Here is a 26,533-nt window from a genome sequence, read left to right as displayed (position 1 = left end):
GCTGGGAAGTGAGGAGTCGTTATGGATCATGCAAGCTTTGCGGAAATTTGCCTGCACCAGCTGAAAATGTCTGGCGTACATGAAGGCGAGAAACTAGTGGTGTTGACTCAGGGCAGTGAACGCCTTGATTATGCTGACGCCTTTATGGCGGCAGGGCAGCGTTTAGGCGCCAATATGTACCACATGCGTTTGCCTGCCCCGTCACCCACCGGAGGCTGGAACGTGGGAGCAACAGGGCTTGCCAGTATGCCCGATGCGGTGGAAGCGCTAAAAAACTGCGATATGCTGATCGACTGTATTTTTCTGCTGTTCTCGCCGGAGCAAATGGCAATTCAAGCGGCAGGCACTCGCATACTGACAGCGGTTGAACCGCCGGAACTGCTTGCCAGAATGCTGCCTTCAAAAGAACTACGGGAAAAGGTCGAACTGGCCGCTGCGCTGCTGGCAAAAGCCAAGGTGATGCGCATCACCTCGCCGCATGGAACCGATGTTACCTACCAACTGAATACTTACGCTACCGTTGCCGAGTATGCCTGTACCGATGAGCCAGGCCGTTGGGACCACTGGCCCTCTGGCTTTGTGTTTACCGGCGGTGATGACGATGGTGTTGATGGCACCATCGTGGTGGCGCCAGGCGATATTCTGCTCCCACAAAATATGTATGTCAGAGAGCCGATTACGTACACCATTGAGAAGGGTTGGATTACTGATATCCGTGGTGGCCTGGATGCCGAGCTGGTGAAGTCCTATATGGATAGCTTTAACGACCCGCGTGGCTTGGGGATGAGTCATGTGGGCTGGGGCATGAACCCTAATGCCAAATGGCACCGTATGGTGCCGGGTGAGTTCCCTGGTGGCATGGGCATGGAACCCCGTAGCTTCTACGGTAACGTGATGTTCTCAACAGGCCCGAATAGTGAGCTAGGCGGCCCTAACGACACCGCCTGCCATCTCGATATTCCAATGCGCAATTGCTCCCTGTTTCTCGATGATCAACCCATTGTCATTGATGGCGATATCGTCGTTAAAGAGTTGCAAATGCGTCGCCACTAGGCGTTTACGCTATATAGATCGTCCTTGGTTGGGCTGTCTATTTTTCAATCTGCTGGCTTATGCCCCAAACGTGCGCCCAGAAAACGTAACTTGAGTGTCATTACTTAGTCATGAATATCGTCGATGCTTGTTCCCTGATTTTATAAGCAGTGCTTCATGCAAGCTGCGCTAATATAGCATTCGTCTGGGAGAGTCATCGCGATGAAACGTAATATATCTGGCTACGTCGACCCTATTTTGGCAGACGGTGATGAGCCGCTTAGTAACGCATCTAACAACGCTTATTTTGGGGATATTCTCGACAAGCGTTTGAGTCGGCGGGGTGTGCTGAAAGGTGGCTTGGCAACGGTGATTGCTGGTTTGATGGCAACTAAACTTCCTCTTACCAATGCCTTTGCAGCACAAGGTAGCCTCTCCTCTCCCAGCATAGGGTTTAAGCCAGTTGCTATTAGCGCTGCGGATAACGTGGTAGTACCTGAAGGCTATCGTGTGCGGAGCTTTATTCCGTGGGGCACCCCCATTAGTGGGGATATGCCTGCTTTTACCCAGAATGCCAGCGGCGATGATCAGGCGCATCAGGTGGGAAGCCACCACGACGGCATGCACTTCTTTCCGCTAAACGGCAGCTCCACTGATGGTTTGCTAGTGCTTAACCATGAATATGTGGAACCACGCTTTTTACATGCGGCTGCCAGCGGGTTGTCCCTGGATCGAAACGGCTTTCCTCAGCATGAGGATGGCAGCAGGGACAGCGACCAAGTGATCAAAGAGATGAATGCTCACGGCGTCACGATTGTACGTATCCGCCAAAGCGAGGGCGGTGAGTGGGAGGTGGTACAGGATGCGCTAAACCGCCGCGTTACCGCACAAACTCCCATGCGCCTTGCTGGGCCAGTGGCCGAGACAGATCATGTGAAGACCAAATATAGCCCTGACGGCACCATGACACGGGGCACGCTTAATAACTGTGCCCATGGCGTGACCCCATGGAACACCTATTTGGCTGCAGAAGAGAACTGGTCGGGCTACTTCGCCAATGAAGATGCTGATATCGACCGTCGCCAGGCTCGCTATGGAATAGAGACGCGTGATACCGGGCGCTATCAGTGGCATCGTGCTGACCGTGACGATGAAATATTTACGCGTTTTGATGCCAGCAGCAAAGGCGCTAGTGCCGCCGAGGATTACCGCAACGAGCCCCATGCCTTTGGCTGGATGGTAGAAATTGACCCCATGGCCCCAGAGTCGGCCCCTGTTAAGCGCACGCACTTGGGGCGCTTTGCCCATGAAGGTGTCATTTTCGCTCCTGCGGTTGAAGGACAGCCCGTGGTTGCTTACTCCGGTGATGATGCCCGCTTTGAGTACATCTATAAGTTTGTGTCTAGCCAACCGTATCAGGCCGCAACCGCCGATGGCTCGCTACTGGATGAAGGCACTTTGTACGTTGCTAAATTTAACGACGATGGCAGCGGTGAATGGTTAGCATTAGCGCCTGGCCAACACGGTTTGACACCCGATAATGGCTTTGCCGATTTGGCCGATATTTTAGTGAATACCCGCAGTGCTGCGGACTTTGTTGGGGCTACAAAGATGGATCGGCCTGAATGGGGGGCGGTCGACCCTGGTACGGGACAGGTCTATTTCACGCTGACTAACAATACCCGCCGCGAAGAGGGAGACGAGCATCCTGCCAACCCGCGTGCTAATAATAGTTTTGGGCATATCATTCGCTGGCAAGAAGAGGGTAGCCATGCTGGTGAGCGTTTTGAGTGGGATCTGTTTGTGATTGCTGGGGACCATGAGGATAGCCGCGACTTGGCTGGTAACTCGCTGGACGACGACAATATTTTTTGTAGCCCAGATGGTTTGTGGATCGACCCTGATCGCCGGGTATGGATACAGACAGATATCAGCGAATCCGTAATGAACACCGGTATCTTTGAGGTGTTCGGTAATAACCAAATGTTGGTTGCCAATCCTGAAACCGGTGAGATTAAGCGCTTCCTGACAGGACCTGTTGGGCAAGAGATAACCGGTGTAGTGACAACGCCGGATCAGCGCACTATGTTCGTCAATGTACAGCATCCCGGTGCGACCACCACGGCGGAAGAGTTTGCCAACGGCAGTTTTAGCAGCCATTGGCCAGAGGGTGGCAACGCTATTCCTCGCTCTGCCACACTGGTGATCACCCGTGAGGATGGCGGTATCATCGGCGCCTGATGCCGTTAGTGAATTGTCACCTCGGCAAGGCGTATTGGCGCTGAACGAAGGCACTCTAAGCGGGTGCCTTTTTCGTATGGGCCTTTATGCTATTAGCGCGAATGCCAGGCGGTTAGCTGCTGTCGGTAATCATCCTGGGCTTGGCTGGCGCTGACCGGCGTTAGCCATACCTCGGTGCCAGGCAAGCACTGGGCAAGGGTGGCGCAGGCCATCGGGGTGAGGGCACCTAGACGAGGGTAGCCGCCGATCGTTTGGCGGTCATTCATCAGCACGATGGGCTGGCCATCCGGTGGTACCTGCACGGCGCCGAGCGGAATACCTTCGGAAATAATCCCTGTCAACGAGCCGCGTAGGGCCGGGCCAGTGAGGCGAACACCCATCCGGTCGGCGCGGTTATCTACCTTCCATGGCTGGTTGAATGCTTGGAAAAGTGTCCTGCCGTTGAATGAAGCGATTTGTGAACCGAGAACGATGGGCAAGTGGCAGCCTGAAATGGGCATGCGCGGGCCTTGGCCTTCGGCAATCCGCCGCACCGCTGGGGCGCTGCCTTTCCAGGTTAGGCGGTCGCCAGCCTTCAGGGGCCTGCCATCTTCATGTAGGCCGCCCAGTTGCTCCCTTGCGGTGCAGGAGCGGCTGCCCAGCACTTCTGGTGCATTCAGCCCACCGGGAAAGGCAAGATAGGCGCGCAGGCCATGGCGCGGCTGGCGAAATACCAATCGCTGACCGGGTAGCAGTTTAAAGCTACTGTTGGGGGCAAGTGGCTTGCCGTTGAGTTGGGCGTCAAGATCAGCACCGGCCAGCGCTAGGCGCACCTCGCTTTCGGTTTCAAAGCTTAAGCCGCCCCCCATGACTATTTCCAGAGCGGCACTGTTTAAGGCATTCCCAAGCAGCCAGTTGGCCCAGCGAAAAGATATCCAGTCGGCAGCGCCGCCTTGAGTAACACCTAAGTGGCCGACGCCAAATCGTCCAGCGTCTTGAATCAATGCCAATGGGCCCGTCTGTTTAACCATCAACCCCTGTTGTACTTGATGCATGGCAACTTGGCTCATGGACGCTCCTCCATGGGGGTGGTATCGCCACCGCCTGCTTCAAACTCTGCCCGGGAGATCGCTCTAAAGCGCACCTTATCACCAGGACGAAACAGCGGTTGGCCGCGCTTTGCATGCTCAAACAGCGGCACGTTGGTGCGTCCAAGGATATTCCATCCGCCTGGGGATGGCAGCGGATAAATCGCCGTTTGGCGATCGGCAATGCCTACGCTACCCGCCGCAACGTTGCGGCGCGGTGTCTTTAGGCGTGGAGTCGCTAGCGCCTCATCCACCAAGCCCATAAACCCATAGCCAGGGGCAAAGCCCAGGGCGAAAACGCAGTAGTCGTGGTTACAGTGCTGCTTAATTAGCTCGTCCACGCTTATGCCAGCACGCTCGGCGACCAGGGGCAACTCAGGGCCGACGCTTTCGTCGTACCACACAGGAATATCGTGCAGCTCACCGGCTTGAGTATCCACAGGGGTGAGGCCTGAAAGTGCCTTGTTAATAAGTTGAAGGGCCTCTGTGTGGTTCACCTGCTGGCAGTCGTAATGCACTAATAGCGTGGTGTAAGAGGGCACCAGGTCAATTAACACTGGCCCAAAGGTATGACGTAGCGCTTGGTCAGCGGCGATTACCCACGCCATATTGGATTCTTCAATGGTGTCGAACAGGCGCACCATCAGGGCGTCCATGGAGGTGGTTTCAATACGCGTTTCAATACGCCTTTCGTTAGTGGGTTTCACGCCCGCTCCAGCGTCTGAAAGGCCTCGCGAATGGCACGCACCGCGGCCACTGACTCAGGGTTGTCGCCGTGAACGCAGAGCGTATCGCAGGCTAACAGCAGTGGTGTGCCGTCAAGTGCGGTGAGCGGCTCTCCCTTGGCCAGCATAACGGCCTGGTTGACGATGGTGTTCTGGTCGTGATGCACGGCGTTAGGTAGCCGCCTTGAGGCCAAGTGGCCGTTAGCATCGTAAGCGCGATCAGCAAATGTCTCGAACCACAGGGTTATACCCATCTTGGCAGCTAGCTCACGGTGTGGCTCGGGGTTGGCAGTCGACATCATCATTAACGGTAGTCTGGGGTCATAAGCACGTACCGCTCGCATCACCCCTTCAAGTAGCGCCGGGTTAGCGGCCATATCGTTATAAAGCGCACCGTGAGGTTTGATATAGCTGAGCTGAGCGCCTTCCGCCTGGCAAATACCGGCAAGCGCGCCAACTTGGTAGAGAACGATATCTTCTGCTTCCTCCGGCGAGCAGGCCATTGAGCGGCGACCAAAACCCATTAAATCAGGGTAGCCCGGGTGGGCACCAATGCGCACGTTATGCTGAGCGGCAAGGGCAACGGTACGGCGCATTACGTGAGGGTCGGAAGCGTGATAACCGCAGGCTATATTGGCACAATCGACGTAGGGCATGACCTCGGCATCCAAGCCAATTGACCAATTGCCGAAGCTTTCGCCCATATCACAGTTAAGCAAGGGGATGGCCATAACGTCTCCTGGGTGTTGGGTTTTATTAGGGATGATTTTTTATTAATGAAAACAGTTAAAGAACAGTGTAAATAAACATGGCTATTAATTGTTAGGTATAAAATTAAATTAGTAAGCAACGGTTAGTTAGTTAACAACGTAAAGCCAATATATTGAGCCAGCCTGCTAAGTGCCAATCGTTTTTGACGATGTTTTGTATCGGTGTTTCCTATCGTGCTGTTATTTAGTGGAAAAATAGTTGACGCTAAGGCTCTATGCGATTATCAACTAAATAAAGCGCTTCAATAAGAAGATAAAAAAAGAGACGTATACGCCAGCCAGACGCGGCAGTGCCAATGCCGATAATCAATCGATGACGCACTGCATCATGGAACGGTAAGGCAAGCCAGTTCATCGGCGCCTGTGCAGGATCCTGGTAAATGTATCTAAAAATGCTGGTTAGGCAATATTATGCTCGATTTTAAGGAACTCGAAGCTTTTGTGTGGGCAGTGCGATTTGGCTCCTTTCGTAAGGCGGCTGTGCGCTTACATATCACCCAGCCGTCAGTGTCTGAGCGCATATCGCGCCTGGAAACGACAGTGGGAGAGCTGCTGCTTGAGCGTTCGGCTCGTCCTATTCAGCCCACAATGCGCGGCCGAGAGTTTTTTCTGCATGCTGAGCGTATGTTGCACCAACGTGATGAAGCGCTAAAAATATTTGATAGTGAAGAAACGTTTTCGGCACCGCTAAGGCTCGGCACTATTGAGACCATTGCCCACAGTTGGTTCCCTGCGTTTATGCAGCGGCTTACCGAGCGCTACCCAAAATTAATGATTGAGCTGACCGTTGACTACTCCCCCGTACTGAATGAGCGGTTGATAAGCAACGAGTTAGATATTTTACTGGCGATGAATGGTTATTTATCTCCAGAACACATTGAGTACGACACCCTCAGCCCCTACGAAATGGGGATGTTCGTGGCACCTCGACACGTTGATATGCTCAGCGAAAGTGCCGATGCATGGTGTCGCACGCTACCCTTTATCTCCTTTGGCAAACAAGCTCGTCCTTATGAAGAGCTAGTGCGTTACTTAGCCGACCAGGGTTTGAAGCAACCTCGTATCCATAGCGTTAGCACGCTAATGACGATCGTACGATTGACTACCGAGGGATTAGGTATAGGCGCACTTCCGGTAGCCACCGTGCTAGATGAGTGGCGTCGTGGCGAACTGTGTCGACTGGCGCTACCCAGACCTTTATCGCCGATGAACTATGATGTGATATGGCGTAGCGCCAGCCATTCGCGCTTTTGCCGCAGCGTTGCTCGACTTGCTCAGGAGTGTGCCTCCCAATACGCCTATGCCAGTCAAGCCGAAATGACGACGGCCCACTTGGTCGGCCATTGGGTGCCCCCCACAGTTCCGTTCTCACCCCCGAAGTAACACCTCCACTAATATGAATAAGAGGGCTTTTCCTATGCGTACACGCATTATCACTCCACTGCTTCTTGCCACTGCCTGTGGCTTGGCTGCCACTGCACATGCTGCCCAATGGACTATGGCAACGCCCTATGGCGATGCAAGTTTTCATACTCAAAATACAAAGCAGTTTGCAGAGGATGTAGCCGAAGCGACGAATGGCGAGCTAACAATTACCGTACACAGTGGTGGCTCGTTGGTATCCCATGGCGAAATTAAGCCATCGGTACGCCGCGGTACGATTGACGCAGGTGAGGTGTTCCTCTCGGTGCTGTCCAACGATGACCCGATTTTTGAAGTTGATACTCTTCCAGGCTTAGCGGGTAGTTACGATGATGCCTACGCATTATGGGAAGCCACCAAACCTATGATTACCGAGCTTTTCGCTTATGAAGGGCTGATCCCTCTGTATGCGGTTGCTTGGCCTGCCCAGGGAATTTATACCGCTAAGCCGCTAACAGATCCCGCACAGTTTGAAGGCTTGCGTGTTCGAGCGCCGAACATTAATACCCAACGCTTTGTGAATAACTTAGGCGGCAGTCCAACAGAAACAGAAGAGTCTGATATTCCTACGGCATTTAGTACGGGACGGGTAGACGCGATGATTACCTCAAGCGCAACCGGCAATGCTATGGCTGCCTGGGATTATGTAACCGACTACACCGATGCCAATCTGTGGCTGCCTAAAAACATTGTCTTCATGAGCCAGCGTAGCTTCGACCGTTTAGATGAGGCCACTCAAGAAGCCTTACTAGAAGCAGCCGCACGAGCTGAAGAGCGTGGCTGGCAGATGAGCCGTGATAACAACGATACAAGCACCGCAGCGCTCATTGAAAACGGCATAGCGGTTTCTGAGCCGAACGAGGCAGTGGCGGACGCATTGCAAGCCGCTGGCGGAAAATTATTTGCCGACTGGGAAGCTCGTGCTGATGATGACGCCAAGCAAGCATTAGAAGCTTACCGCGAACAGCGTGCTGACTAAATGCTGTTGAGTAGTGCTCAAGGGGCAGCGGGTTGGCTGCCTCTTCCGTCCACGTGCTTTATGGGACTGCGAACATGACGTTTAAATTCGATAAACTCTACCGCCTTGGAGCGTGGGGTGCTGCAGCGTGCATGGTCGCTATTTGCGCGCTGATTGCACTGCAAGTCACATTTCGTCTCCTCGATGCGCTGCTAATATTAGTGGGTCAAGGCCGCTTAGGTATTAGCATCACCGGTGTCTCTGAGATGGCGGCTTATCTATTAGTTGGTGCCACGTTTCTAGGGCTTGCTTATACCTTTGTGCATCACGCACATATTCGTGTGACGTTGCTAATTTCGCGGTTGCCGTCGGCAATCCGTGTTTGGTTTGAAGTGTTTGGCTTGCTTGTCGCGTTGGCGATCAGCCTGTTACTAGGGTATGGCCTGATTGAGTTGGCGAGAGAGAGCCTGCAGTACAACGATGTTTCATCAGGTTTTTTAGCGATTCCCCTCTGGATCCCCCAAACCGTTCTCGCTACCAGCGTAGGACTGCTGTGCTTGGCGCTTGCTGAAGCCCTGTTCATGGCGCTGCGTATTGCCGCTCGTGACCCCTCCAGTTTTCGTGAGGCCACAGCGACTGACGACAGTGAAATGCACTAAGTCTGAGCTTTCTACCCTGGAGAATTACCTGTGCTATTACTAAGTTTGGCTACTGTTTTTACCCTGGTATTGTTACTGGGTAGCGGGGTGTGGATCGCCTTTGCATTAATCGGCACTGCATGGATTGCGCTAGAGTTTTTTAGCCCCTTTTCGCCGGGACCAATTTTAGCTTCCGACTTTTGGGGCGCAAGTTATGGCTGGGACTTAACAGCACTGCCAATGTTTATCTGGATGGGAGAAATTCTGTTTCGCTCAGGGCTTGCTGACAATATGTTTCGTGGCCTGTCACCTTGGCTAAACCGCCTGCCGGGGCGTTTGCTACATACCAATGTGATTGGTAGCGGTATGTTTGCAGCCGTGTGTGGCTCCTCTGCGGCAACCTGCGCAACCGTCGGCAAAATGACTCTGCCAGAGCTTGAGCGCAGAGGTTATGACAGCAATATGGCGATTGGCACTTTGGCGAGTGCCTCGACGCTTGGGTTGCTAATCCCCCCGTCTATCGTGCTGATTGTTTACGGCGTGGTCACCGAGCAGTCAATTTCACGTTTGTTTATGGCGGGTATTGGGCCAGGCTTGATGATATTAGCGATGTTTATGACTTACTTGGTGCTTTGGGCATTAGTCAAAGGTAATCGAGAAGGTTTAACCGGCGCTGATGAGTCAAGCATGAGCTTTGTTGAAAAACTTCGTAACACCTGGGCGCTAGTACCTATTTTGTTGCTGATTGGCGGGATTATCGTAACAATTTATGGTGGACTTGCGTCACCCACGGAAGCAGCTGCGGTGGGTGTTGTACTCTCCATGGTGATCGCATATTTCAATGGCCACTTTAACCGCGAGATATTTACCAGCTCGCTGTTTGCCGCTGTGCGTACTGCATGCATGATTGCGTTTATTATTGCTGGTGCCTCGTTTCTTACCTCAGCCATGGGCTTTACCCAAGTGCCGATGCAGCTAGCGCGCTCCATTGGAGAAATGGGACTTTCGCCGACCATGCTGCTAATAGCGCTAACGTTACTGTTGCTCATCATGGGCTGCTTTCTTGACGGTATTTCGCTGATTTTGCTGGTTACCGCTATTATTATGCCGGTTGTCAGTGCCGCTGGATTCGACCTGATTTGGTTCGGTATTTACTTGGTTATCGTTGTCGAAATGTCGCAGATAACCCCACCGGTAGGCTTTAACCTGTTTGTTATTCAGGGGCTAACGGGTAAAGATATTTTTACTATCACTAAGGCGACGCTGCCTTTCTTTCTGCTAATGGCATTGGCTATTGCGCTTATGCATATCTTTCCCGAGATTGCCCTATACCTACCTCAGGCGATGAACCGGTAACCTGATGATGGCCGTCGCGACCAGAGTGCTTGATAAAGTGCATGCTGCTCTGGTCGAGGCGGATTAAGATTTGGTATTTGGGGGAAGACGGAGCTTGTTGAACGCGGTGTCTTTACTAAACCTATCCTGAGCACCATACCTTTGGCGTAGTGTATTTAATGCTTTGTGCTGAGTTTCTCTGCGACTATTGAGTACGAGTGTATGGTTTAGCAAGAGCTGTTGCGCACTTTCAAGCAGCTCTTGTGGGTCAATAGTTAATGGGGTGTCCATCATCAGTGTTTTGGCGATGAGTTCCATTTTAGGCTGAACTTCTTGCAACACGCGTTGAAGTGAGAAGGAGGGAATACCGACCATGGTGTTTAAATCATGCATAAGCGCGGCAAGCTGTTCTTCGGGAGTAGTTGAAAAACAAGCATCCGCCATAGGCCCAGAGATGCGCACACACATTTCCATAAGGCTCCCAGTTGTATAACTGTCATGGCTAAAGCGAATCGCGTTAACCATAGCCGTTGGGATACCCCATTTTGCGGCAAGCCAAGCTCCAATAAGGGTGTGGCCACAACCAAAAAAACGTTTCTCTTCTTCTATGAGGAGGGCATGCGGTATTGGGCTATCAATATATAGTTCATCGGCGTGCTCAGGATATGTCACGCTTAACGCCAATATCCCTATGTCCTGCAGGAGAGCCGCTGTAAAAGCATTACCTGCCTGTTTAGGACACGCTTGTTCAGCCAACTGGCGCGCTATAAGCGCAGACATAATTGATCGCTGCCAAATTTTTGTATGCTTGGCCCCCTTACTAGGGTGCTTAAAAAGATTAAAGCTCAGTACAACGGTTAATGTCGCATCAAGCCCCAAACGCTGAATAGCCTCAAGGCAAGTCTGTGCCTGATGGGCGGAACGAGTGTGGTGCACGCTATTTGATAGTGATATTAGCCGAGTCGTTAATGCTGGGTCATGCTCAATTGTATTGGCACAATCGCTAATAGTCGCATCTGAAGATTGCGTTAATTCAAGTATGCGCAATGCGACTGAGGGAAGCGATGGCAAGCGCTGGCACTTAAGAAAATCGCTGATCAGAAAACTAGGAAGTGCTTCAGTAAGTGTTACGTAGAGTACTTCATCCTTAGTCGAAAGTTTAATCACGTTCTCTCCTAGCGCACTTTTAAGCGTAGTGACCAGCCATCATGATGTATTTCATGGATTTTACCATATACCCAGAAAGTGTTGGCATTGCCATAGACGGATAGTGTAAATGAGAGAAGATAGTCGTTTGTGCTTTGTAAGTTGATAGACTTTTATTGAGTTGGTGTCGGGCGCTCCAACTGCCGCCTGACCCTCATAGCCAGCGTCATCTTTCTGTCATCACCTTTAGCATACCCTACGCACCGCCAACCCGCGAAGATAGGAGTGCTACCATGCGTCTGGCCCTGTTTGACCTTGATGACACCCTCCTGGATGGAGACTGCAGCGACCGCTGGAATTTATGGATGATAGAGCAAGGTTGGATTAGCGATGCTGGAACGTTTATGAAGCGCGCAGAGCAGATGCAACAGGCTTATCATGCAGGCAAGTTGAAATTGGAAGAGTATCTTGCCATGACCCTGGCCCCCCTGCGTGGTCGCCGGGTGTCGGATGTGGACAAAGAAGTTGAGCGCTTTGTTGCTACGCATCTGCAGCCGCGTATTTTTGAGCAAGCCTGGGCATGCATAGAAGCACACCGTCAGGCTGGCGATACCCTGGTGTTGATTTCCGCTTCGTCGTGCCACTTGGTCGCGCCTATTGCGGCTACCTTAGGGATAGAGCACGTGCTGGCGGTAGAGCTCAGTATAGAGCGTGGCGTTAACGAAGAAGCACGCTATACCGGCCAAAGCGAAGGCATCTTCTCTTATCGTGGTGGTAAGGTGCTGCGTCTTCAGCAGTGGCTCGCTGAGCAGAAAATCATCCCCAGCCACACCACTTTTTACTCAGATTCCCGCAATGATTTACCGTTACTGCAATATGTTGATTGCCCTGTAGCGGTAAACCCAGACCCGGTATTAGCTGAGGTAGCTAGCGTTGAAGGATGGCGGCGCTTAGACTGGCGAACGTCAGCGCCATCAGGCGTTTCGTCATCCAACGCCTCGCCAGGACAATCGGTACATGTCTGATGCCTACTACTTACAGTTAACCGAACAACTGCGTTATCTGATCGATCAAAATAACGCCCAGGGGGAACGAAAGTTACCCGCTGAACGAACGCTGGCCGAACGTTTTGCTACTACCCGCGTGACCCTCAGACAGGCGCTGGGACAACTGGAGGGGGAGGGCCTTATTCACCGCAGTAACAGGCGCGGCTGGTTTGTTTCGCCTGCGCGTTTGGTTTACGACCCCACTCGGGATGCAGGTTTTAATGACTATGTACGGGCTCAGGGCCGGCAACCGTATACTGTCGTGTTGGGCATGGAAACACGTCCGCACCTTCCCGCTGCGCGTGCTCTGGGGCTGTCGGATGACCAACCGTTTCACCATATCCGCCGTCGCCGCTACGTGGATAACCGAGCAGTATTAGTGGAGTCGCTATGGGTGGTGCCGGAGCGTGCCCCAGAGCTATTAGGCATCTATACCGACCAGTCGCTATGGGGGCTGTTGCGTGGGCGCTGGGGCCACCACTTGGCCAACCGCTCCATCCGCATGGTGTCTGAAGCGCTTGCACCAGTGGATGCTGAAGAGCTATTTGTTGCACCTGGCACCGCAGGGCTAAACATTTGCCGCGCTATTTTAGATGATCAGCAGCGCCCCATTGAGTTTGATGAGGAGCACTGGTTACACGATGCGCTGTGTATTAGCGTGGAGCTCTCTGGCCAGCAGTAGCTGAGTTAGTTTGATAAGCGGGCTTTGAAGCGCGTACATCACAACTTAAAAAATCGTTCAAACAAGCGTCATCGCACTGTCACTTAATGGCGGCAAACTTCTGGTCTATACCAAGCCATCGGAAGACCGCCATGCCTACTTTTCATCGCTTTGTCCAACCTACACTCGTTGCTGGCGCTGTTGCCCTAGCGCTTTCTAGTGCTGCTCATGCCACTGAGTTGACGGTTTACACCGCTGTTGAGTCAGATGACCTACAAAAATACGCCGAGCGTTTTAACGCCGCCCATCCCGATATCACCATTAACTGGGTGCGCGACTCTACCGGCGTGATTACCGCTCGCTTACTGGCGGAAAAAAATAATCCTCAAGCCGACGTGATCTGGGGCCTGGCCGCCACTAGCCTGCTGGTACTGGAAGAAGAGGACATGCTAGCGCGCTACGCGCCTGAAGGCGTGGATAACTTAGACGCTAAGTTTGTCGACCCAGCCTATCAGGATGGCGAAGACCCCGCCTGGGTAGGCATGGACGCCTGGGTAGCTGCTATTTGCTACAACACTATTGAGGGCGAACGCCATGGCGTGCCGATGCCGGCTTCCTGGGAAGATCTGACCCAGCCTGAATATGCAGGCCATGTGATCATGCCCAACCCCAATTCGTCCGGCACTGGCTACCTGGACGTGGCCAGCTGGCTGCAGCTGTGGGGCGAAGAGCAGGGCTGGGAGTACATGGATCGCCTGCATAACAATATCGCTCGCTATACCCACTCTGGCTCAGCGCCTTGCAGCCTGGCTGCCACCGGTGAAGCAGTAATTGGTGTGTCCTTTGCTTTCCGCGCAGCACGTTTGAAATCCCAGGGCGCACCGATCGAGGTTGTCTTCCCTGAAGAGGGCCTGGGTTGGGACATGGAAGCCGCCGCTATTGTGGAAGGCACGAATAAACTCGACGCCGCACAAACGCTGATGGACTGGATTGTATCCCGAGAAGCCAACGAGCTTTATAACGAAGGCTATGCGGTGGTGGCCTACCCAGGTGTGGCACAGCCGATCGAAAACTACCCCTCCGATATTACCGATCGCATGATCGACGCTGACTTCCAGTGGGCAGCGGTTAACCGCGAGCGCGTGCTGGCCGAATGGCAGCGCCGCTATGACGGTAAAACCGAACAGTAAGCCGAGATTCGCGATTAGTTGCCCCGGCTTTAATGCCGGGGTTTGGAGATGTTATGCAAACCACTATGACCTCGCTGCTGACAGCGGACTCACCGACGGTGATGACCCAAACAACGCCGCATTTATGTATTGAAGCGGTGACTAAGTGTTTTGGCAGCTTTACCGCCCTGGACAATATTTCCCTAACCATTAAAGAAGGGGAGTTTGTCTGTTTTCTAGGACCCTCCGGCTGCGGTAAAACCACTCTACTGCGCACCATCGCCGGGCTTGCCCGCCAGACATCCGGCACGCTGAACCAGCGCGGCAACGATATCTCCACACTGCCGCCCCAGGCACGGGATTTCGGCATTGTGTTTCAATCTTATGCGCTGTTCCCCAACCTAACAGTGTTTAACAACGTTGCTTATGGGCTGCGTAACCGCCGGGTAGATCGGGCGCGTATCAATGCCCGGGTGGCTGAACTGCTAGCGTTGGTCAACCTCAGCGGCAGCGAACAGAAGTACCCAGCGGCGCTTTCCGGCGGCCAGCAGCAGCGGGTTGCGTTGGCAAGGGCTCTAGCAACAGAGCCAGGTTTATTGCTGCTTGATGAGCCGCTCTCGGCACTGGATGCCCGAGTGCGCGGTCATTTGCGCAGCCAGATTAAAGCGCTCCAGGCACGTCTGGGGGTGACCACCATTATGGTCACCCATGATCAGGAAGAAGCGCTGACGATGGCCGACCGCATTGTGGTGATGAACCATGGTGTGATTGAACAAGTGGGTACCCCCGCGGAGATTTACCACCAACCTGCCAGTGCCTTTGTGGCATCGTTTATCGGTACCATGAATTTCCTCGATGTGGCGGTACACAGCGCCGAGCAAGTGACGCTAGCAGCAGTGCGATTAACCTGCCTGCCCCATTGCTTACCGGTAGGGGGGGCTGCACGGTTAGCAGTGCGCCCGGAAGCGGTTGCGTTAACACGCCAAGTGGGAGGGCTGGCGGGCGAGGTCACTGACATTGAATTCCTGGGCGCTTTTCAGCGCGTTACCCTGCAGCTAGCAGGCGCTAACCAAACACTGCTGGCTGATGTTCCCAGCCGTGACAGTACCACCTTAGGCCTTCATATGGGGCAGACGCTGGGTATTCATCTACCTGCTGAGGCAGCACGGCTCTATCCGGCGGGGAGTAATACCCTATGACGGACAGCTCTTTGCCTAAGGCTTTCCCCAAGTCTTTGCCAAGGCGTGGCGTGAATGTTGCACCTGAGGCGTTAATCCGTTTGCTGGTATTGCTCGCAGGCGTTGCGCTGCTGGTGGTGGGGCTACTGTTTCCGCTATTCGCGATGCTGGTCAAAAGTGTTCAGGATCGCAGCGGCGACTTTATTGGACTTGCTAACTTCATTCGCTATTTTCAAACCCCCGCGCTGGTTAACTCCATCGCCAACTCGTTGAGCGTGGCATTGATGGCTACTGTCAGCGTGGTGAGCTTGGCGTTTCTATGTGCTTACGGCATTACCCGTACCTGCATGCCGGGCAAGCGACTGTTTCGTATGCTAGCGATTCTGCCTATTTTGGCACCGTCGCTGCTGCCTGCTATTAGTTTGGTTTACCTGTTCGGCAATCAAGGATTTTTACGCGACGTTCTGGCCGGCCACTCGATTTATGGGCCCATCGGCATTGTGATGGGCATGAGCTTCTGGATTTTTCCCCACGCATTAATGCTGCTGACCACTGCACTGACCAATAGTGATGCACGCCTCTACGAAGCGGCTGAAGCGCTGGGTACACCGAAGTGGCGAACGTTTTTAACGATTACCCTACCTGGTGTTCGCTACGGGCTAATTTCCTGCCTGTTTGTGGTGTTTACATTGGCGATTACCGATTTTGGTGTGCCGAAAATCATCGGTGGTCAATTCAGTGTGTTAGCCACCGATGTGTATCGCCAGGTGGTGGGCCAGCAGAACTTCCAAATGGGTGCGGTGGTCAGCGTTATCCTGCTGCTGCCTGCGGTGCTCTCGTTTATTGTTGATCGCTGGATACAGCGGCGCCAAGTGGCTCAGCTTTCAGCCCGGGCAGTGCCGTGGCAGCCAACACCTAGTCCACTACGAGATTGGACCTTTGCGCTGCTGTGCTACGCCGTCGCGGGCATCATCTTGCTGGTGATCGGCACGGCGGTGTATGCCTCGCTGATACAGTTTTGGCCCTATAACCTGTCGTTTACGCTGCAGCACTATACCTTTCAAGGCTTAGGCGGTGGTGGCTGGGGTGCGTGGTTTAACTCACTTAAACTGGCCTTTAGCGTGGCACTGATCGGCACACTGGTGATCTTCTTTAACGCCTGGTTAATTGAAAAGAGCGAAGGCTACCGCCCGCTGCGCCAGGGGCTGCACTTTATGGCCATGCTGCCTATGGCAGTTCCTGGCATGGTCTTGGGGCTGGCCTATATCTTTTTCTTCAATCAGGCGGGTAACCCTCTTAACTGGCTATACGGCACCATGGCAATTCTGGTGCTGAACACGTTGGTGCACTTTTACACGGTATGCCATCTCACTTCGGTCACTGCACTTAAACAGCTTGATCCTGAGTTTGAAGCCGTGGGTGCCTCTCTGAAAGTACCGTTCTGGACCACATTCAGCCGGGTGACGCTACCGGTGTCGCTGCCCGCCGTGCTGGATATTTCGGTGTACCTGTTCGTCAATGCGATGACGACGGTTTCAGCGGTGGTGTTTCTCTATAACAGTGATACGCGGCTTGCCTCGGTGGCGGTGCTGCACTTGGACGAGGCGGGCTACTTTGCCAGCGCTGCGGCCATGGCGGTGCTGATCTTCCTGACCTCGCTGGTGGTTAAACTGCTTCATGCTGCACTTACCCACGTTCTATTAAATAACGCCCAGCGCTGGCGCCAAGCGGGATAGGCGATAAATAGACAGTCGCTGTGCTAACGGCTAACCTGCGATTAATATCTGGTATAGACCAAATGATTGACAACGTAATTCATGACGTAAAAGAGCCCTATTTATTAACCCCTGGGCCACTAACTACCTCCCACGCTACCAAAGCGGCGATGATGCGTGACTGGGGCTCTTGGGATGAAGACTTTAATCAGGTCACTGCCAGTATTCGCGCTCAACTGCTCGCTATGGCGGAAGCGCCAAGCGATGAGTACGCCTGTGTACCCATGCAGGGCAGTGGCACCTTTGCCGTTGAAAGTGCGCTTGCCTGCGCCACCGACCCCAACGACAAAGTACTGGTGTTAATGAACGGTGCTTACGGAAAGCGAGCTGCCCAGCTACTCGATATGATGGGCCGCCGCTATGTGACGCTGGATAAAGGTGATTACTTACCGCCACAGCCCAAAGAAGTGGCGGCATTGCTGCGGCAAGATTCTGAAATTACCACGGTGTTTTTGGTTCACTGTGAAACCAGCTCGGGGATTCTAAACCCACTGGAATCCATCGCTGAGGTGGTGCGCGCTCACGGAAAAACGCTGATAGTGGACGCCATGAGCTCGTTTGGTGGCGTACCGATCAGCGTGGTACAGACGCCCATCGATGTACTCATCTCCTCTGCCAATAAGTGCATCGAGGGTGTGCCGGGCTTTGGTTTTGTGATCATTCGCCAAACGCTGCTTGCTGCAGGTAAGGGGCGCGCTCACTCGCTGAGCCTGGATTTACATGCCCAGTGGGACTATATGGAGCGCACTGGACAGTGGCGCTTTACCCCTCCTACCCACAGTGTAGTGGCCTTTCAGGCAGCGCTTGCCCAGCACCGAGAAGAGGGCGGAGTAGCAGGGCGCTGCGCGCGCTATACCCGCAATCGAGATGCGCTGGTTAAAGGTATGCAAGCGCTAGGCTTTAGTACGCTGCTAGACGATGAATGGCTATCGCCTATTATCACCACGTTTTTAAGCCCTTCTGACCCAGCCTTTGAGTTTGGCGTCTTCTACGCGACGCTAAAGGCGCGTGGGTTTTTAATCTACCCCGGCAAATTGACTGAGGTAGAAAGCTTTCGCATCGGTTGTATCGGACAGCTAGGCATTACGGTAATTGCCCAACTGCTAAGTGCCATTCAAGAAGCGCTAACCGAGATGGGTGTTTCTCTTCTTGCTAACCTATCTGCACACTCAGGGAGTGCCTAATGCAGTATCAATCTCCCCAATGCCTTCAAGCGATTATCTGCGATTGGGCGGGCACGCTGGTCGATTTTGGCTCTTTTGCGCCGACCCAGATCTTTGTCGAAGCCTTTGCCGAACTGGGCGTGGCGATTAGTCTGGAAGAGGCCCGCGGCCCTATGGGCATGGGCAAGTGGGACCATATTCGCACCCTGTGCAACCAACCGATCCTCGCAGAACGTTTTGCCCAGGCGGTGGGCCATGTGCCTTCTGATGCCGATGTAACGGCGCTTTATGAGCGCTTTATGCCACTGCAAATTGCCAAGATTGCGGACCATTCGGCGGTGATTCCTAGGGCGCTCGATACCTTAACCACGCTGCGTGCCCAGGGGCTGAAAATTGGTTCATGCTCTGGCTACCCTGCAGTGGTAATGGAAAAAGTCGTCTCCCTGGCAGCGGCCAACGGCTTGCAACTGGATCATGTGGTGGCCACCGATGAAGTGCCCAATGGCCGCCCGTACCCTGCCCAGGCACTGGCCAATGTGATTGCCTTGGGCATTAGTGATGTAGCCGCCTGCGTGAAAGTCGACGATACCACGCCGGGTATTCTTGAAGGGCGCAGTGCTGGTATGTGGACCGTCGCACTTACCTGCTCGGGCAATGCCCTGGGATTAACCTTTGATCAGTACCAGGCGCTTAGCGAGGCAGAGCGGCAGGCTGCTCATAAGCGTGTGGCTGCCCAGTTTGCCTCATCACAACCGCACTACTGCATTGCCACCATTGCCGAATTGCCCGACGTGGTCGAGGCCATTAATCGTCGTCTTCAACAGGGAGAGCGTCCTTGAGTCCAGCCGCCTTAACATTAGTGCTGGTTTCGGTATGTATGCATGCCGGGTGGAACGTACTGGGGAAACGCAATGCACCTTCGTTGGGAGCGTTTTCCTTGGCCTACGGTGCAGGTGGGGCAGTGCTTATTCCGCTGTTATGGTTGGGGCCATCGTTGAGCGCGCTGCCAACTGCATTCTGGGGCTGGCTGGCGCTTTCTGGACTGTGCCAAATGCTCTATATGGGAGGCTTAGCCTGGGCCTATGCCCGAGGTGAAGTCAGTGTGCTTTACCCCATCGCTCGGGCGCTGCCGGTGGTGCTGGTACCGTTGGTCTCCATTGCGCTGCTGGGTAATCGCGTGCTGGATGGTTGGGATGGCATTGGCATGGCATTAGTAGTGGCTGGCGCACTTTGCCTGCCGCTTAGCCACCCAGACGCGCGCAGGCTATCCACCTACCTCACACCTGCCATGGGCTTTGCGTTGCTGGCAGCGGTAGGCACTGTTGGTTACTCACTAATAGATAAGCAGGCGTTGGGGTTAATGCAGGGTGTGGGGCATAGCGGGTTAACCGCCGGAGCGGTGTTCATGGTGCTGCAAGCGTTGATGACGCTAACCTGGGCGCTCCCGCTACTGGCGCTGCTACCGACGGAGCGCCGCCGCCTACCTGCGCTGCGCCAGCAGGGATTAACCATGCTAGTCGCCACAGGCCTGATGATGACCTGCACCTACGGCCTGGTATTAATCGCCCTAGCGCTCACAGAAGAAGTCAGTTACATCGTGGCGCTGCGTCAGTTGTCTATCCCAGTGGGTGTATTGATGGGCGTGCTATGGCTAAAAGAGCCAGCATCGACGGCCAAAGCCGTCGGTACATTGGTAATGCTCTTGGGGCTGGTGCTTGTCGCGCTGTAAAACCGTACCTTGCAGCGCCGACCAATAAGCGGAAAACATGATCAACCGCCAAGCGATAGCAAATAAATGCTAGTGAGGCAGCGGCTGAGGGGGCGAGGACCTGTATCGCATACCCAGAGTTATGGCGCTGGGCAGGGGGCGCCGACATGAAACGCGGCGGCAGACATACTAGGGATGTTTAGCGTGAGTTGCCCGTCTTCAACGGCGACACATTGATCATCATCCACGACGTTTTGATAGTGGCCATCGGCCATGTCGGTGTCGAACGTGCGTGTTAAATCGTTGTGTTCACGGTTAATAGCAATAAAGCCTTGAGTGTCTCGGCTAAACGCTATTTGGTTGTTGCCGTTATCCCACCAGTGCGTAACGCCTGCGTCCTCAGTATGTTGGCGGAATGCGACCATATTGGCAATCTCGGGCCAGCGGTGTTCGCATACCCAGGCTTCTCCACACTGAATTTCTTCTTGTTGATATACCGCTGTTTTTGGTGGGCCTTGGTCACTGTCAGTAAATGTGTAGCTCGACATGATTTTGGGATAGCCGTAAGGCCACGCAAGCATAAACATATTGGCTAGGCGGTAAAGGCTACCGTCTTGGTGTGTCAAAACATTATCACCTCCGGCACCATGTCCACGTTGATTGTCGTGGTTATCGGTAAATACAATGGCTATTTCGCTGGGTAAAAATACATGCTCTTCGCCCAGCCGACGGAGGTTGACCAGTGGCTGATTATTGAAAATATCACCTAGGTGTGCGCTATAACGAAACTCGGTGATATCGGCAATGCCTTGGTACTCGGCGGCGCTGATCGCTTCGCCTCCTAGGTCAATAACTTCCTGAAAGGCATAAAGCGGATATTCCAATCGCCCTAGAATGTGCGCAATATCATTAGGGTCCATGTGTTTAGCGGCATCAATTCGAATGCCCTTCACACCTAGTTCGGCCAGCCTATCCAGGTATTCAGCAATGCTGTTTTGCACGGCAGGGTTGCCTGTTTTGAGGTCGGGAAGGCCAACCAACTGGCAACGGCGAACACGATCTGCGTTATGGGTATAGTCGTCTTGTTCGATGCCGCAAGGCTCGTGAAAATCTTGGGGCTGATAATGAGGGTAGCTCAGAGTCTCGTGGTCATAGTGGGACCCTGCGGTGCCTTGGCCCTTGCCATGGGCTAGGTGATTAATCACGGCGTCGACGTACACATCGACCCCCGCCGCTTCACAGCGTTGGACCATGTGGGTAAATGCTGTGCTGGAACCGCTTCGACTTTCCAATTGGTAGCTAACAGGCTGATAGCGCGTCCACCAGGCATCGCCCTGGATGTGCTCTTGCGGTGGTGACACTTGCACGGCTTTATAACCTTTGGGGCCTAACCAGTTTTCGCACTCTTGCGCGATATCGTCCCATTGCCACTCAAATAAATGCACAAACGTGTTGGCGTTCACTGGTTGGGCAGTTAGCCCTATTCCCAATGATGTGCCTGCGGCAAGAATGAAAGCATATTTGGAAAACATGAATATCACCTGTGTTGTCATTGTTAATAACAAAATGACGCTATGTCAGATGATCCAAACCCTCCTTGTTAACGAGTAAGCGGGCGTAGGTGAGGGGAGGAGTGCATTTGAATGCCAAGTTTTGTGACTCAATAATTAAGCACGTGCTAGTTCACTGCCTGCCAGACTAGGTTAATTCCCACCACGAACATCGCCAGAATTACCAGCCGGTAAAACAGCGCTTCATTGACGCGGCTTTGCAACCACAGGCCATTGCGTACGCCAAACCAGGCCACCGGCACCAACAACAGCGATGCCCAAGCGCTAGTGACGTTAACTTCGCCAAGCCACATATATGGGCCCAGTTTGATCACATTGACCACTGCAAACGAGACGGCGCAGGTCGCTATAAAGGTCTCTTTAGGCAGTTTGCGCGGCATTAGATAAACATTCAGCGGCGGCGCGCCAGCATGGGCCATAAAACTGGTAAAACCGCAGACACTTGCCGCTGGCAACGCCCAACGGGTGGAAATAGGCTTCTTGGCAGCAGGCTTTAGCAGCATGTAAGTGGCGAACAGTAAGGTAATAATGCCGAGAATAAGGCGTAGCCCCTGTTCGCTTAAACTACCAAATAGCAGAGTGCCTATGGCTACACCCACAAATAGCCCTGGTACAAAGCGCCAGACCTCAGTGGCATCCTGCTTACCCCACCACGCCTTCACCGCAAATACGTCCATCACCAGCAATAGCGGTAATAACAAACCTGCTGCCTGGGTGGGGCTAATCGCCAGTGCCATTAGCGGCACCGAAAGTGTACCAAAGCCGCCCGCAAAGCCACCCTTTGAGACGCCGGTGAGGTAAACAGAAAATATGATTAACAACCAGGCGATGACGGAGTAGTCGGGAAGCATGAGGGGCCTCATTAGTCTGTAATAAAAGCCATACATAAAAAAGCCCCGCGGGTGCGGGGCACAACAGCATAGCACTAGGCAAAGCCTTACAGGCAAAATAGGCAGCTGTTCAAGCGTTCATCAGCCATTCATGGTCGGGATCGTTATGGAATTTCCACGCTCGCTTGGGGCCTGCCATCACATTTAAGTAGTAGAGCGAGTAGCCATGGGAGGCGCCTACAGGGTGGTAGCCTTTAGGCACCAGCACGCAGCAGCCGTTTTCCACTGCCATGGTTTCATCTAGGCTGCGGTCATCGGTGTAAACGCGCTGAAAGGCAAACCCTTGCTCAGGGTTAATGCGGTGGTAGTAGGTCTCTTCCAGAAATGATTCGTGGGGTAAGTTATCCACATCGTGTTTATGGGGCGGATAGCTCGACCAGTTGCCCGCGGGTGTGAATACTTCGACCACTAGTAGACTATCGGCGGGCTCGGTTTCCGGCAGAATATCGTGAACGTGGCGGGTATTGGTTCCCTGGCCACGGGTGCTCTTTTTGATGTTGTCAGGGGCGATCAGCCTTGGGGCGTGATTGCCATGCCCTGGGGCGGCGCACACCGCTAGCTCTAAATCCGTTGTCGCTTCCACCGCGTAGCTAACATGGTCAGGTAGGTAAACCGCATAGGGTGGAATCTGTTCAAAGATATCCATACGTTGGCCAATATCCTCAAAGCGGTGCTCGCCGCAAGTTACCGTGGCGCGACCGGTGAGCAGCACTAAGCAGACTTCCTGATCATCGCTGCTGGCCTCCAGGCGCTGGCCCTTGGCGAGTTTATGCACCCGAAAGCCAACGTGCGTCCAGCCAGCCGATTCAGGGGTAACGTCAATCACGGTGCCTTGGGCGTCTGGTTCAGTGGGGCGTACCAGTAGGGAAGCCATACATCGCTCCTTCTGATGGTTAGCTGCTCTGTTGGCAGCTAGCCGTTTACGATATGAAAGGTCTCCACAGACCCGTTTGCGTCTAATTAGAGCGAGGCGTCGAGCAGAATCTTGCGACCTTCACGCAGCGAACGCTCCGCTGCATCGGCTAAACGCAATGCCTCTAGGCCATCTTGGGCACCTGCAAGTGGCGCACGTTTCTCTTTCCATGCTGCGACAAAGTCGCCAATTTCAAGTTGATAGGCTTGGGCGTAGCGCTCCAGGAAGAACCACTTGGGCTTGTCTTCCACTTGGCCTGCTTCACCGGTGAAGCGCAGTCGGGTGTCGCTCTCGTTTTGGGCTTGCAGCATGCCTAGGCTGCCAAAGGCTTCAATACGCTGATCGTAGCCGTAGCAGGCGCGTCGTGAGTTGCTGATTTGGCAAAGCTTTCCGCTGGCCGTGGTAAGGGTGACCATGGCGGTATCCATGTCTCCCGCTTCGCCGATCGCTGGGTCGATGATGCTACTGCCGACGGCAAAGATACTTTCGATGGGTTCATCGAGTAGCCAGCGAGCCATATCAAGATCATGAATCATCATGTCGCGGAACAGACCGCCCGACTCAGCCACGTACTCGGCAGGCGGGGGAGAGGGGTCGCGGCTGATAATCGTCAGCGTTTCAAGTGCGCCAATACGCCCTTCGGTAATCGCTTTTTTCAGTGCCGAAAACTGAGGATCGTGGCGGCGGTTAAAGCCTAACGCGCAGGTGACCGGGTGTTCGCTAAGCACTTGAAGGGCGTCGCGAGTGCGGGCTAAATCCAGGGCGATGGGCTTTTCGCAGAGTATTGCCTTGCCCGCGCGGGCAGCCCTTTCTAGATACTCCGCGTGAGTGGGCGTGCTTGAAGCAATCAGCACCGCGTCAATATCATTATCTGCGAAGATTTCATCCACCGAGGCCGCTCGGCTGGCGTACTGCTCGGCCAGCGCCTCTGCGGCAGGCTGATGAAAATCGGCCACGGCGGCCAGGGTCACGTCCGGGTGTGAATAAATGGCCTGGGCATGCACCTTGCCGATGCGTCCAGCGCCGATTAGCGCGAGTTTCATATGCATTCTCCTCTTATTGTTTTTGGCGGCGCTTGTCTTGGCGTACTCCAAGGCCAATCGCCAGGGCTTGGGTTAGGCAAAGTGAGGCGGTTAAGCCTCGAAAACTTTTTACCTCGGCTTCATTTACCACAAAGACAACATCGGCGAAGTGGGCGAGGGGGCTAAGCAGTGAATCTGTGATCACCACAATAGGCAGGCCGCGTTGATGGGCATCTGCACAGGCTTGTTGGCTCTCTTCGGCATAGGGCGAAAAACTGATCGTTAACAGCGCATCGTGTTGGCTCATAGCGCGCAATTGCTCGCCATACATGCCGCCCAAACCACTGACCAGTAAAGCGGGTTTATCCACGTGAGCTAGGGCGTAGGTCATATAGCTTGCTACGACAAAGCTGCGCCGCGCGCCCATCACATGGATGGCATGGGCCTGCTCAAAGATATCCAATGCTTTCTCAAGGCTGGCTGGGTCAATGCGGCTGGGTAGCTGCTCCAGAACAGCGCGGTTGGCATCAGCAAACTCCCACAGCAACTGAGTGCTATCCGGGGTTTCCCCGGTGGCGCTGCGTACCGCGCGAATCCGCTCGGTGTAGTTAGGCAGCTCATCGACTAGGCGGCTGCGAAACAGCTGCTGCATTTCGGAAAAGCCCTTAAAGCCCAAACTGTTGGCCAAGCGAATTAGGGTGGATGGCGTGACATCCGCCTGCTCGGCGATTTTGGCCACGGTGGCCAGTGCTACTTCCTGCGGATGGTCGAGCATAAAGCGCGCGGTTTGCTGTAGCCGTTTGCTTAGCGTGGCGTACTCGGCGGTGATCAGCATTTCTAGCTCGCGGTAGCTTTGTGGCGGCTGCGGCATACAAATTCCTTAGCGTTAACGCGTGTACCACTCGTCTTATAGGCATCAGGCTTATGAAAAGCTGGGCTGTTGTAAAACTGGGCTGCCGTAAAAATAAGCAAAGTGGTGGCTTGCTTTGCAGTCTAGTTGATTGGAATAAATATTCCATTTATACCAAAGTATAGAATAAATAATTTGCTAGTTTTGCTTTTTAGAATCTATATTTCATAGCGCCAGCAGCATTCAATGCTGCATCACAAATAAATAATGATAATACGAAGAGGAATTTACCTATGGCACGTCTTACCCGCTGGCTTCTTGCCTCTATCACCGCCACAACGCTAGTAGCAGGTGCCGCGCAGGTTCAAGCACAAGAACCGGTACAAAGAGAAAGTCGCTTCGTTATGGTGACCCATGGCGTTCCCTCAGACCCTTTCTGGTCGGTAGTTAAAAATGGCGCTGAAGCCGCTGCCGAATTAGTGGGGGCGCGCTTGGAGTATCGCGCGCCTTCTACATTTGATATGGCCATGATGCAGCAACTTGTGCAGGCCGCGGTGGCATCTAACCCGGATGGCTTGATTCTGTCATTTACCGATGAAAACGCGTTGGGTGGCGTTGTTCAAAACGCGGTCGACAACGGCATCCCCGTTATCACCATTAACTCCGGTGGTGACGTAGCGCGAAATTATGGTGCCCGGCTGCACGTTGGGCAGAGTGAGTACGAAGCGGGTAGACAGGCCGCTGAACGCATGCAGGAAATGGGCGTTGAGAAAGGCGTCTGCATTAATCATGAGCAAGGCAATCAGGGGCTCGATCAGCGCTGTGATGGCTTTGTGGATGGATTCAATGGAAACGCTGAGCAATTGGCGACGACTTATGACCCCACCGCCATCCGCAATGCCATTGTGGCGTACTTGAATCAGAACAGTGATGTGCGCGGTGTATTGACCTTGGGTGCATTGGCCGCTGATCCGATGATTCGTGCCATGCGTGAGCAAGGTGCTACCGATATGTTCACTCTGGGTACCTTTGATCTCTCACCAGGCATTTTGGAAGCCCTTAATGCGGGTGAATTGGATTTTGCGATCGACCAGCAGCAGTACATGCAGGGTTACTTGCCCGTTATGTTTCTAGATCAGTTCGTTAAGAACGGTCTGCTACCCGCAGGGGATGTTGCCACCGGCCCAGGGTTTGTCACTCAAGAAAACGCTTCCCAGGTCATTGAGCTGAGTAGCCAGGGCATCCGTTGATAA

Annotated in this window: 24 protein-coding genes; 15 read left to right on the top strand and 9 right to left on the bottom strand. The window is 53.7% G+C overall.

Translation table 11 applies throughout. The features are described from left to right. The first annotated feature begins 21 nt into the window (after positions 1-21). Both CPA45_RS11750 and CPA45_RS11745 read left to right on the top strand, forming a co-directional pair. Positions 22-1,053 carry a 2,5-dihydroxypyridine 5,6-dioxygenase NicX family protein gene (locus tag CPA45_RS11750; protein WP_096651737.1) on the top strand — a complete coding sequence of 344 codons (1,032 nt, stop codon included), beginning with the start codon at positions 22-24 and terminating at the stop codon, positions 1,051-1,053. Between the two features lie 201 nt (positions 1,054-1,254). Further along, entirely contained in the window at positions 1,255-3,273 is a 2,019-nt protein-coding gene (locus CPA45_RS11745; RefSeq protein ID WP_096651736.1) for a PhoX family protein, read from the top strand. A 92-nt stretch (positions 3,274-3,365) separates the two neighbouring features. Here the strand turns inward: CPA45_RS11745 and CPA45_RS11740 are convergent, their stop codons facing one another. The 3 genes from CPA45_RS11740 to CPA45_RS11730 are packed head-to-tail and all read right to left on the bottom strand — an operon-like array spanning position 3,366 to position 5,796. Beyond that, entirely contained in the window at positions 3,366-4,322 is a 957-nt protein-coding gene (locus tag CPA45_RS11740) for a 5-oxoprolinase subunit C family protein (RefSeq protein ID WP_096651735.1), read from the bottom strand. After that, a complete protein-coding gene (pxpB, locus tag CPA45_RS11735; RefSeq protein WP_096651815.1) occupies positions 4,319-5,023 on the bottom strand; it encodes a 5-oxoprolinase subunit PxpB in 705 nt (234 codons plus the stop codon). The genes CPA45_RS11740 and pxpB overlap by 4 nt, the downstream gene beginning before the upstream one ends. 20 nt (positions 5,024-5,043) lie before the next feature. After that, entirely contained in the window at positions 5,044-5,796 is a 753-nt protein-coding gene (locus CPA45_RS11730; protein WP_096651734.1) for a 5-oxoprolinase subunit PxpA, read from the bottom strand. A 450-nt stretch (positions 5,797-6,246) separates the two neighbouring features. On the opposite strand from CPA45_RS11730, the gene CPA45_RS11725 reads away from it, so the two are divergent. The 4 genes from CPA45_RS11725 to CPA45_RS11710 all read left to right on the top strand — a co-directional run bounded on the left by CPA45_RS11725 (position 6,247) and on the right by CPA45_RS11710 (position 10,209). Beyond that, positions 6,247-7,218 (top strand): LysR family transcriptional regulator, encoded by a 972-nt coding sequence (locus tag CPA45_RS11725; RefSeq protein WP_096651733.1) that lies wholly within the window; start codon positions 6,247-6,249, stop codon positions 7,216-7,218. A gap of 34 nt (positions 7,219-7,252) precedes the next feature. Then, the gene (locus tag CPA45_RS11720; RefSeq protein WP_096651732.1) at positions 7,253-8,236 is read left to right on the top strand and encodes a TRAP transporter substrate-binding protein; all 984 of its coding nucleotides are present in this window, start codon (positions 7,253-7,255) and stop codon (positions 8,234-8,236) included. A gap of 74 nt (positions 8,237-8,310) precedes the next feature. Next, positions 8,311-8,874 (top strand): TRAP transporter small permease, encoded by a 564-nt coding sequence (locus CPA45_RS11715; protein ID WP_096651731.1) that lies wholly within the window; start codon positions 8,311-8,313, stop codon positions 8,872-8,874. 30 nt (positions 8,875-8,904) lie between these two features. Next, positions 8,905-10,209: a TRAP transporter large permease gene (locus tag CPA45_RS11710; protein ID WP_096651730.1), complete on the top strand. Its 1,305-nt coding sequence runs from the start codon at positions 8,905-8,907 to the stop codon at positions 10,207-10,209. Between the two features lie 63 nt (positions 10,210-10,272). On the opposite strand, the gene CPA45_RS11705 is transcribed toward CPA45_RS11710, so the two are convergent. Next, on the bottom strand, positions 10,273-11,355 hold the full coding sequence (locus CPA45_RS11705; protein WP_244287592.1) for an HDOD domain-containing protein: 1,083 nt from the start codon (positions 11,353-11,355) through the stop codon (positions 10,273-10,275). Between the two features lie 272 nt (positions 11,356-11,627). Between CPA45_RS11705 and CPA45_RS11700 the strand changes: the two genes are divergently transcribed. The 8 genes from CPA45_RS11700 to CPA45_RS11665 all read left to right on the top strand — a co-directional run bounded on the left by CPA45_RS11700 (position 11,628) and on the right by CPA45_RS11665 (position 20,055). Beyond that, positions 11,628-12,359, top strand: coding sequence for an HAD family hydrolase (locus tag CPA45_RS11700; RefSeq protein ID WP_096651729.1), 732 nt, complete (start codon positions 11,628-11,630; stop codon positions 12,357-12,359). Further along, positions 12,352-13,062, top strand: coding sequence for a UTRA domain-containing protein (locus tag CPA45_RS11695; RefSeq protein ID WP_096651728.1), 711 nt, complete (start codon positions 12,352-12,354; stop codon positions 13,060-13,062). The genes CPA45_RS11700 and CPA45_RS11695 overlap by 8 nt, the downstream gene beginning before the upstream one ends. Before the next feature lie 131 nt (positions 13,063-13,193). After that, positions 13,194-14,231, top strand: a complete 1,038-nt coding sequence (locus tag CPA45_RS11690; RefSeq protein WP_096651727.1) for a putative 2-aminoethylphosphonate ABC transporter substrate-binding protein — start codon at positions 13,194-13,196, stop codon at positions 14,229-14,231. A gap of 53 nt (positions 14,232-14,284) precedes the next feature. Continuing rightward, the gene (locus tag CPA45_RS11685; protein ID WP_096651726.1) at positions 14,285-15,409 is read left to right on the top strand and encodes a putative 2-aminoethylphosphonate ABC transporter ATP-binding protein; all 1,125 of its coding nucleotides are present in this window, start codon (positions 14,285-14,287) and stop codon (positions 15,407-15,409) included. After that, entirely contained in the window at positions 15,406-17,124 is a 1,719-nt protein-coding gene (locus CPA45_RS11680) for a putative 2-aminoethylphosphonate ABC transporter permease subunit (protein ID WP_244287591.1), read from the top strand. Before CPA45_RS11685 ends, CPA45_RS11680 begins: the two co-directional genes overlap by 4 nt. Positions 17,125-17,186: 62 nt before the next feature. After that, on the top strand, positions 17,187-18,347 hold the full coding sequence (locus tag CPA45_RS11675) for a 2-aminoethylphosphonate--pyruvate transaminase (RefSeq protein WP_096651725.1): 1,161 nt from the start codon (positions 17,187-17,189) through the stop codon (positions 18,345-18,347). After that, on the top strand, positions 18,347-19,165 hold the full coding sequence (gene phnX, locus CPA45_RS11670) for a phosphonoacetaldehyde hydrolase (RefSeq protein WP_096651724.1): 819 nt from the start codon (positions 18,347-18,349) through the stop codon (positions 19,163-19,165). Before CPA45_RS11675 ends, phnX begins: the two co-directional genes overlap by 1 nt. Beyond that, positions 19,162-20,055, top strand: coding sequence for an EamA family transporter (locus CPA45_RS11665; protein ID WP_096651723.1), 894 nt, complete (start codon positions 19,162-19,164; stop codon positions 20,053-20,055). The genes phnX and CPA45_RS11665 overlap by 4 nt, the downstream gene beginning before the upstream one ends. A gap of 119 nt (positions 20,056-20,174) precedes the next feature. Here CPA45_RS11665 and CPA45_RS11660 read toward each other — a convergent pair whose 3' ends face one another. From CPA45_RS11660 to CPA45_RS11640, 5 genes are all read right to left on the bottom strand, one after another. Next, on the bottom strand, positions 20,175-21,566 hold the full coding sequence (locus tag CPA45_RS11660) for an alpha-amylase (RefSeq protein WP_096651722.1): 1,392 nt from the start codon (positions 21,564-21,566) through the stop codon (positions 20,175-20,177). A gap of 146 nt (positions 21,567-21,712) precedes the next feature. Beyond that, positions 21,713-22,456, bottom strand: a complete 744-nt coding sequence (locus CPA45_RS11655; protein ID WP_096651721.1) for a sulfite exporter TauE/SafE family protein — start codon at positions 22,454-22,456, stop codon at positions 21,713-21,715. 109 nt (positions 22,457-22,565) lie between these two features. Next, entirely contained in the window at positions 22,566-23,369 is an 804-nt protein-coding gene (iolB, locus tag CPA45_RS11650; protein ID WP_096651720.1) for a 5-deoxy-glucuronate isomerase, read from the bottom strand. Positions 23,370-23,455: 86 nt separating this feature from the next. Beyond that, a complete protein-coding gene (iolG, locus tag CPA45_RS11645; protein WP_096651719.1) occupies positions 23,456-24,451 on the bottom strand; it encodes an inositol 2-dehydrogenase in 996 nt (331 codons plus the stop codon). Positions 24,452-24,464: 13 nt separating this feature from the next. Beyond that, on the bottom strand, positions 24,465-25,301 hold the full coding sequence (locus tag CPA45_RS11640) for a MurR/RpiR family transcriptional regulator (protein WP_096651718.1): 837 nt from the start codon (positions 25,299-25,301) through the stop codon (positions 24,465-24,467). Between the two features lie 272 nt (positions 25,302-25,573). Between CPA45_RS11640 and CPA45_RS11635 the strand changes: the two genes are divergently transcribed. Beyond that, complete coding sequence (locus tag CPA45_RS11635) at positions 25,574-26,530, top strand: sugar ABC transporter substrate-binding protein (RefSeq protein WP_096651717.1); 957 nt, start codon at positions 25,574-25,576, stop codon at positions 26,528-26,530. The last annotated feature ends 3 nt before the right edge of the window (positions 26,531-26,533 follow it).

It is taken from the genome of Vreelandella nigrificans, assembly GCF_002374315.1.
Lineage (GTDB): Bacteria > Pseudomonadota > Gammaproteobacteria > Pseudomonadales > Halomonadaceae > Vreelandella > Vreelandella nigrificans.
The sequence above is the reverse complement of the archived record's forward strand: the minus strand, read 5'-3'. Positions and strand labels throughout refer to the sequence as shown.